This window comes from Marisediminitalea oceani (assembly GCF_003731635.1).
Lineage (GTDB): Bacteria > Pseudomonadota > Gammaproteobacteria > Enterobacterales > Alteromonadaceae > Alteromonas > Alteromonas oceani.
The window spans coordinates 71,739-77,757 of the sequence record NZ_RCUA01000089.1 but is presented as its reverse complement, the minus strand read 5'-3'; the positions used below and the strand labels follow the sequence as shown (position 1 = coordinate 77,757).

Genomic DNA, 6,019 nt, shown 5'->3' with positions numbered 1-6,019 from the left:
GAGACTGTAACTAATTTTGTGTAACTGCCTATCTCAACATACTCTATTAAGAGTTAAGGATAGGCAGATGAACATGAATAAGAAAGAGCTTGAAGCTTTCGCAAGGGAAGCAGCCAAAGGGATTAAAACACCTGAGGACTTGAACGAGTTTAGCCAGATGCTGAAGAAAATTACTGTTGAAGCGGCATTGAACGCGGAGATGGATGAGCATCTTGGCTACGAGAAACACCAACAGTCCACGTCTACCAATACCCGTAACGGCAAGAGCAGTAAACGGGTCAAAACCGAAGACGGCGAGTTTAAACTCGATACGCCTCGCGACCGTGAAGGCTCCTTTGAACCCAAACTTGTCAAAAAGCACCAAACCCGTTTCACCTCCATGGACGATAAAATCCTCTGGCTGTATTCACAGGGCATGAGCACCCGTGACATCGTCAATGCCTTTGAGGAATGGTATGGCGCAGAGATATCGCCCACGCTCGTTTCTCGTGTCACCAATGCCGTTATTGAGCAGGTGATTGAATGGCAATCTCGCCCTTTAGATGCCGTCTACCCGATTGTTTACCTGGACTGCATCGTAGTGAAGATTCGTCAGGATAAACGGGTCATCAATAAATCTATCTTCCTGGCTCTGGGTATCAACACCGAAGGTCACAAAGAACTGATGGGGATGTGGATTGCTGAGAATGAAGGCGCTAAGTTCTGGTTGAGTGTGCTGACTGAGCTTCAGCAGCGTGGCGTCGAAGATATTCTTATCGCCTGTGTGGATGGCCTGAAAGGCTTCCCTGATGCTATCAACACCGTTTTCCCTCAGACACACATCCAGCTATGTATCGTGCACATGGTGCGCAACTCACTCAAATACGTATCATGGAAAGACTACAAGGCCGTCACGACGGATTTAAAGCGGGTTTACCGCTCAGCGACTGAAGACGAAGCCTTGCTCGAACTGGAACGCTTCAGTGAAATCTGGGATGGCCAGTACCCACAAATCTCTAAATCATGGCGTAACCACTGGCAGAACCTTAATACGTTGTTCAGTTACCCTGAAGATATCCGTAAAGCGATTTACACCACCAACGCCATTGAGTCGCTCAACAGTGTCATCAGAAAGGCTATCAAAAAGCGGAAAATCTTCCCCAGTGACGATGCAGCAAGAAAGATGGTTTACTTAGCGATTCAAGATGCCAGCAAAAAATGGACAATGCCCATTCAAAACTGGCGTCAGGCTATGAGTCGTTTTATTATCGAGTTCGAGGAACGCCTCGAAAGACACATTAACTAAATGGCAGTTACACAGAATCTGTTACAGGCTCTGGAAATTATATTAATTCCATTGGGCATAATCGCTTTCTTCTTGTTTTTGCCTTTTGTTCTGGCTAAATGGACTGCGTCTGAAAAAACACATAATGCGCATCTTGCTAATGGCTTTAAGTCCGCGTTACCTCATTTAAGAAGCTTTCTGGGGATCGGCTTAATGCCATTGTTAGCCATCATCTGGAGCTACGATGCGTTTGGTAATCAGTATTTAAGTGCAGCTATCTTCTCTGCCACATTTTACCTTCTGGTGTTTATGCATGACGAGACGAAGGCATGCTTCAAAACGTTCAGGCAGTTTCGATATCTTACCCATGGGTATGTAGTTTCGGGATCCTTGGTTTGCTTATTTGTTTTTAATCTCTTGGGCGCTCTGATTTTAATATTCGCTTGCTTGTATTGGTTTTTTCAGTGCTTAATATTTCTAGGCAAAAGCAGCGCAGGTGGGACAGATTAAAGCTATCCTTGCCGTTGTTTCGAGAATACAAAGCTGCCCGTTTCATATCATTTTGCTTAGCATAAGCGTTTATTATTAAAGAAATTTGCTCTGCTATGTCATTTACTATCCACCAAAAGTTAATTTTTGCGGCCCGTGGCAGGAACCTCCGCTTAGTTGAAGAAAGAATCGCTGAAGGTGCTGATATTGATTATCAGGATCCTCAACACGGTAGTGCTTTAATCGCCACAATTAATAATAATGACGTCAGGCTAGTTCAGTTTTTGATTGAAAAAGGCATAAACGTTAATCTTCAGGATAACCGTGGTGTGGTGCCACTGGAGGTTGCACTGCATCATGCATCGGATGACGTCGTCAGGCTTTTGGCCTGGTCAGGAGCCAAATTGAGCAGTCGGGCCCGGTCGCATTGGAAAGAACGTCTCAGGCAGTGTTTAACTAATAGTTAGCCATCAATAGTTAACCTGGGTCACCGGGCAAAGTGTCAGTTAGCCACTAAGGACAGGTAATGGTAGTTATTTACGGAATTAACAAACATCTCAACCCGATAAAGCGCGAATTGTCTGACGCTATCCACGACTGCATGCAATCGGTTCTGGGTCTGCCTGAAGATAAACGGGCACATCGAATTGTACCGCATGATGAAAGTGATTTTTTCTACCCGGGTGGCAGAACAGAGGCGTATACCGTCATCGAAATTAATATGATGAAGGGCAGGACGCCGGAAACACAAAAGGCGTTGATCAAAGCGTTATTTAAGACCATTTCCTCTACTGTGGGGATTTCGCCTGTCGATATTGAAATTACCATCAAGGAGCAGGAAAAATATCAATGGGGATTTCGTGGTATGACCGGTGACGAAGCGGCGGATTTACAATATAAAGTGGATGTCTGATTACTGTTCAGGTCCTGAATCATCAGCACTCATTGGTTTAGCACCGTTTTTTCCATAGCATCAACAGGACAATTGCTTGTTTCCATTATTATTTATAGTCGCCAGCTTTGCGGGCAATTTTACGGGTTTTCGGATTACACTTAGATTACTGAAGGTCACTGAGCAGCTAAATAAACGGAGCCTGATGCTTACCTGTGCTTTTCTGACAGTACAGGTCATTTCGAGCTTGCTGATTTACTATTCGGGCCTGGTAGAGCCCGCCGGCACGATCCTGTCGATAGTGTTATTCAGCTTTGTCTTAAGAAAATTCCTTGTTCTCAAACTCTGGCAGCTAATCGTTATACCCATTGGGGTTTCTTTGCTATCGTCGTTTATTCTGGCGGTAACATTATTATTGTATTTGAGTTGGTTTGATTCAGTTACGCTGAGCTAATCAAGCGGTAATTGACAATTAGTCCCCAGGGTCAGTTTAAAAAAGGATACAGTCGTGATTAGCTATACGACTCAAACGGAATGAAAAGGATTATTCTTCATGAAGGTATTGTTTACTTTCCTGATAGTCATGGTGATGATAGAAAAGCTCGCCGGATTAATGGGATCCGCTTTTTTTGATATTTCCATATTTACAATATCCTCATTAACCGATTCGTTTCACTATTCCACTAAGCTGATGGTTTTAGTGATTGTTTACCTGATCATCGATAAGATATTTAGCGCGTTAAATAAAACAAAACTGACAGTATAGCCGCAGTTAAACAGGGAGTGAAAACAGGCGTTGTGAGTGGCCCTCAGTTGAAACAACATAACCGGGTGCAGTTAAGCTTTCCCTCTATTGTGAAGATATTCGCGGTGTTTGCGATATCTCTCGATCTATTTTTTTGCTGTTTTTATGCACTGTTTCTATTGTTAGGCATTGAAGCGCCAGCACCTGGTGCGTTTTTCGTCGTCTTGCTAGCTATGCCCCTTCTTTTTATATTATTCGCAACATTAGGATACCCGTTTTTTGCCCTGTTAAACCGGATTCGTGGTGGTTTGTTTTTAACAGTGTTACGTGGCAAAAAAAACTGTGTCGGTAAGTCATAAAGTTATTGTAACCGAGCGTTTTTAGTCGCTGTCGGGTAACTGTCGGCTGGTTGTCGTTACGCACTAAGCCCCGGTGGTGTATAGTGTTACGGCATTCACAACAATAAAGAGAATATCTGTGAAATCATTAAGACTCACCCGGTACTGGTCGCAGGAGCAACTGGCGCAATTAAGCAATTTAAACGTTCGCACAATCCAACGGATCGAAAAAGGCGAGGGCGCTGGTTTGGAAACGCTCAAATCGCTGGCATCCGTGTTTGAAATCTCTGTGGATGAGCTCAAGTCCGTGATTGAGCGGGATAATCAACCAGGGAATAAAGAAAGTTTGCGCTCTGAACACGGCAAAGAAATGCATGAACAAGCAAAGGCAAAGGTAAAAGCGATCAGGTATTTTTATGCTCTCACGGCTTTTTTAGTCACAGTATTTGTATTGTTTATGCTGCCAAACTATAACGGTGGCGAGAATACCGGTCCATTGATTGTGGTCTTCTTATCGTTTGCAACGCTAGTTGCGGGCCTGGCGATTTATGTTTTTGAACCCTTTGGTGCCAAATGGGAAAAAGCAAAAGTTGCTAAAATAGTGCAGCAGCAAAACCAAGAGCGTTGCCTGGACAATAAAAACTAAACTACGGTGTTTAACACTTCTTGTAGTTTGTAGATTGTTGTCAGGTAGTCATTAACTGATAAGGGAGTGTCAGCAAGTAATGGAAATTATTTTAGTGCGTCATGGCCGACCGCAAAAAGCCGGTAATACGCTGCTAAATGCTGCGGGATTTGCCAACTGGGTGAAGAACTATAATCATTCATTGGTTTCAGAGCAGAGTTTGCCCTGTAAGTTTAGTCAGGCGAAATATAACGAGCACTATCTTGTTTCGAGCGATCTGCCACGTGCCGTGCATAGTTGCTCAATATTTTCCGGTAGTCCGCCACATTATCAGTCCAGGTTATTTCGTGAGATGGACATACCTCGCTATAAACTGCCTTTTACCATCAGGGCATGGAGCTGGGTTTATCTTAACCGAGCGTTATGGACGCTGGGTAAAAAGGGGCGTTTTGAGTCTTATGCTCAGGCCAGAAAACGCGCACAGCTGGCCGCAAGAGAGCTGATTGCTTTAGCGCAGCAACACGATAAAATCATCCTGTTTTCACACGGCTATCTGATTCTCCACATTAGAAAACATCTTCGTCGCTATGGGCTAACGCAACTGCAAAAATCAAACAGCTACTGGGGTGTTTCGGCTTTTAAAGATTAACTACTGTTAAGCCTTATACCTGTGATAGCCTCAATTTAACCGGTGTTTGAGCGACTCCCTGCGGGGCTTTGTTGACAGATCAGAATAAAGGAAACCACCATGACTTATGTAGATGGCTACGTAATCCCGGTTTTAGCGGAGAACAAAGACAAATATATCGAGCAAGCTAAAATCGCCGCGAGCGTTTTTAAGGAACACGGGGTTATCGAGATTTATGAGAATTGGGGAGATGATGTTCCCGAGGGCGAAGTCACCTCGTTTTACAAGGCAGTGCAATGTGAAGAGGGAGAAGTGGTGGTGTTTTCGTGGGCGGTGTGGCCGTCCAAAGAAGCTCGGAATGAGGGCTGGAAAGCGCTTATGGATGATCCAAGAATGCAACCCGACCCCAATAACCCCATGCCATTTGATGGCAAACGCCTTATCTACGGTGGGTTCTCTACTATTGTTCACGAGTGAGTCGGGAATACTGAGTAGCCATTATTAATCGGCGATAAACGGAATTAACTAACAATGAATATCTGGAACACTAACCAACTGGCCGCAGACTTAGCCAGTGAAGCTCTGAGTCAGAAACAAAAGGCTCAGTACTATATTGCCTGTTTTTATCTGCAGATAGCCTCCACGGTGTTGCCGATGTATTTTCTGGGCTATTCCTATTATCTGAATATTGTGACCTTTGCTTCCTATGTTGCAACACTGGCGGTTTTTCATGTGGGGGCTATGAGCGTTTATAAGGCGTGTTCTGGTTATAGAAAAGCCGGTGTACTCGATACTCTTGTGGTTTTGAGCTTGCCGGTGTGCCTTAAAATACAACTGGTCTACTGGCTGTCCTATGCGTTGATTGCGTTACTTTTTGCCGAACAACAGTCAGCGGCCTATGTGTGGCTGATATACAGCTTTGTAGTCATGCCGGTAATGGTCTGGTGTCAGTTTTATTTGATTAAAAAGGCCGTTCACCAAAATTATGCCTAGCCGTTTTACGGGTAATTAATCAAAAAAGGGAGCTGTTAACAGCTC

General features: G+C 44.1%; 11 protein-coding genes. All 11 read left to right on the top strand.

All coding sequences use genetic code 11. The annotated features are described in order from the left end of the window. Positions 1–73: 73 nt before the first annotated feature. The 11 genes from D9T21_RS22615 to D9T21_RS22565 all read left to right on the top strand — a co-directional run bounded on the left by D9T21_RS22615 (position 74) and on the right by D9T21_RS22565 (position 5,974). Positions 74–1,285: an IS256 family transposase gene (locus D9T21_RS22615; RefSeq protein ID WP_123323316.1), complete on the top strand. Its 1,212-nt coding sequence runs from the start codon at positions 74–76 to the stop codon at positions 1,283–1,285. Next, positions 1,286–1,774 carry a hypothetical protein gene (locus D9T21_RS22610; protein ID WP_123327416.1) on the top strand — a complete coding sequence of 163 codons (489 nt, stop codon included), beginning with the start codon at positions 1,286–1,288 and terminating at the stop codon, positions 1,772–1,774. It begins immediately after the preceding gene. Between the two features lie 95 nt (positions 1,775–1,869). Next, positions 1,870–2,220: an ankyrin repeat domain-containing protein gene (locus D9T21_RS22605; protein WP_123327415.1), complete on the top strand. Its 351-nt coding sequence runs from the start codon at positions 1,870–1,872 to the stop codon at positions 2,218–2,220. 59 nt (positions 2,221–2,279) lie between these two features. Beyond that, positions 2,280–2,666, top strand: a complete 387-nt coding sequence (locus D9T21_RS22600) for a tautomerase family protein (RefSeq protein WP_123327414.1) — start codon at positions 2,280–2,282, stop codon at positions 2,664–2,666. A 184-nt stretch (positions 2,667–2,850) separates the two neighbouring features. After that, positions 2,851–3,099 (top strand): hypothetical protein, encoded by a 249-nt coding sequence (locus D9T21_RS22595; protein ID WP_164464818.1) that lies wholly within the window; start codon positions 2,851–2,853, stop codon positions 3,097–3,099. A gap of 99 nt (positions 3,100–3,198) precedes the next feature. Further along, the gene (locus tag D9T21_RS22590) at positions 3,199–3,411 is read left to right on the top strand and encodes a hypothetical protein (RefSeq protein WP_123327412.1); all 213 of its coding nucleotides are present in this window, start codon (positions 3,199–3,201) and stop codon (positions 3,409–3,411) included. A 17-nt stretch (positions 3,412–3,428) separates the two neighbouring features. Further along, positions 3,429–3,749 carry a hypothetical protein gene (locus D9T21_RS22585; RefSeq protein WP_123327411.1) on the top strand — a complete coding sequence of 107 codons (321 nt, stop codon included), beginning with the start codon at positions 3,429–3,431 and terminating at the stop codon, positions 3,747–3,749. A 73-nt stretch (positions 3,750–3,822) separates the two neighbouring features. After that, positions 3,823–4,374, top strand: coding sequence for a helix-turn-helix domain-containing protein (locus tag D9T21_RS22580; protein WP_123327410.1), 552 nt, complete (start codon positions 3,823–3,825; stop codon positions 4,372–4,374). Positions 4,375–4,453: 79 nt separating this feature from the next. Beyond that, the gene (locus D9T21_RS22575) at positions 4,454–5,002 is read left to right on the top strand and encodes a histidine phosphatase family protein (protein ID WP_123327409.1); all 549 of its coding nucleotides are present in this window, start codon (positions 4,454–4,456) and stop codon (positions 5,000–5,002) included. A 99-nt stretch (positions 5,003–5,101) separates the two neighbouring features. Next, the gene (locus tag D9T21_RS22570; protein WP_123327408.1) at positions 5,102–5,458 is read left to right on the top strand and encodes a DUF1428 domain-containing protein; all 357 of its coding nucleotides are present in this window, start codon (positions 5,102–5,104) and stop codon (positions 5,456–5,458) included. Positions 5,459–5,512: 54 nt separating this feature from the next. After that, positions 5,513–5,974 (top strand): hypothetical protein, encoded by a 462-nt coding sequence (locus tag D9T21_RS22565; protein ID WP_123327407.1) that lies wholly within the window; start codon positions 5,513–5,515, stop codon positions 5,972–5,974. The last annotated feature ends 45 nt before the right edge of the window (positions 5,975–6,019 follow it).

What these genes read in the sequence shown, in the direction of transcription:
- D9T21_RS22615 (WP_123323316.1), top strand. Translation starts at nt 74, where the DNA reads ATGAATAAGAAAGAGCTTGAAGCTTTCGCAAGGGAAGCAGCCAAAGGG.
- D9T21_RS22610 (WP_123327416.1), top strand. Translation starts at nt 1,286, where the DNA reads ATGGCAGTTACACAGAATCTGTTACAGGCTCTGGAAATTATATTAATT.
- D9T21_RS22605 (WP_123327415.1), top strand. Translation starts at nt 1,870, where the DNA reads ATGTCATTTACTATCCACCAAAAGTTAATTTTTGCGGCCCGTGGCAGG.
- D9T21_RS22600 (WP_123327414.1), top strand. Translation starts at nt 2,280, where the DNA reads ATGGTAGTTATTTACGGAATTAACAAACATCTCAACCCGATAAAGCGC.
- D9T21_RS22595 (WP_164464818.1), top strand. Translation starts at nt 2,851, where the DNA reads ATGCTTACCTGTGCTTTTCTGACAGTACAGGTCATTTCGAGCTTGCTG.
- D9T21_RS22590 (WP_123327412.1), top strand. Translation starts at nt 3,199, where the DNA reads ATGAAGGTATTGTTTACTTTCCTGATAGTCATGGTGATGATAGAAAAG.
- D9T21_RS22575 (WP_123327409.1), top strand. Translation starts at nt 4,454, where the DNA reads ATGGAAATTATTTTAGTGCGTCATGGCCGACCGCAAAAAGCCGGTAAT.
- D9T21_RS22570 (WP_123327408.1), top strand. Translation starts at nt 5,102, where the DNA reads ATGACTTATGTAGATGGCTACGTAATCCCGGTTTTAGCGGAGAACAAA.
- D9T21_RS22565 (WP_123327407.1), top strand. Translation starts at nt 5,513, where the DNA reads ATGAATATCTGGAACACTAACCAACTGGCCGCAGACTTAGCCAGTGAA.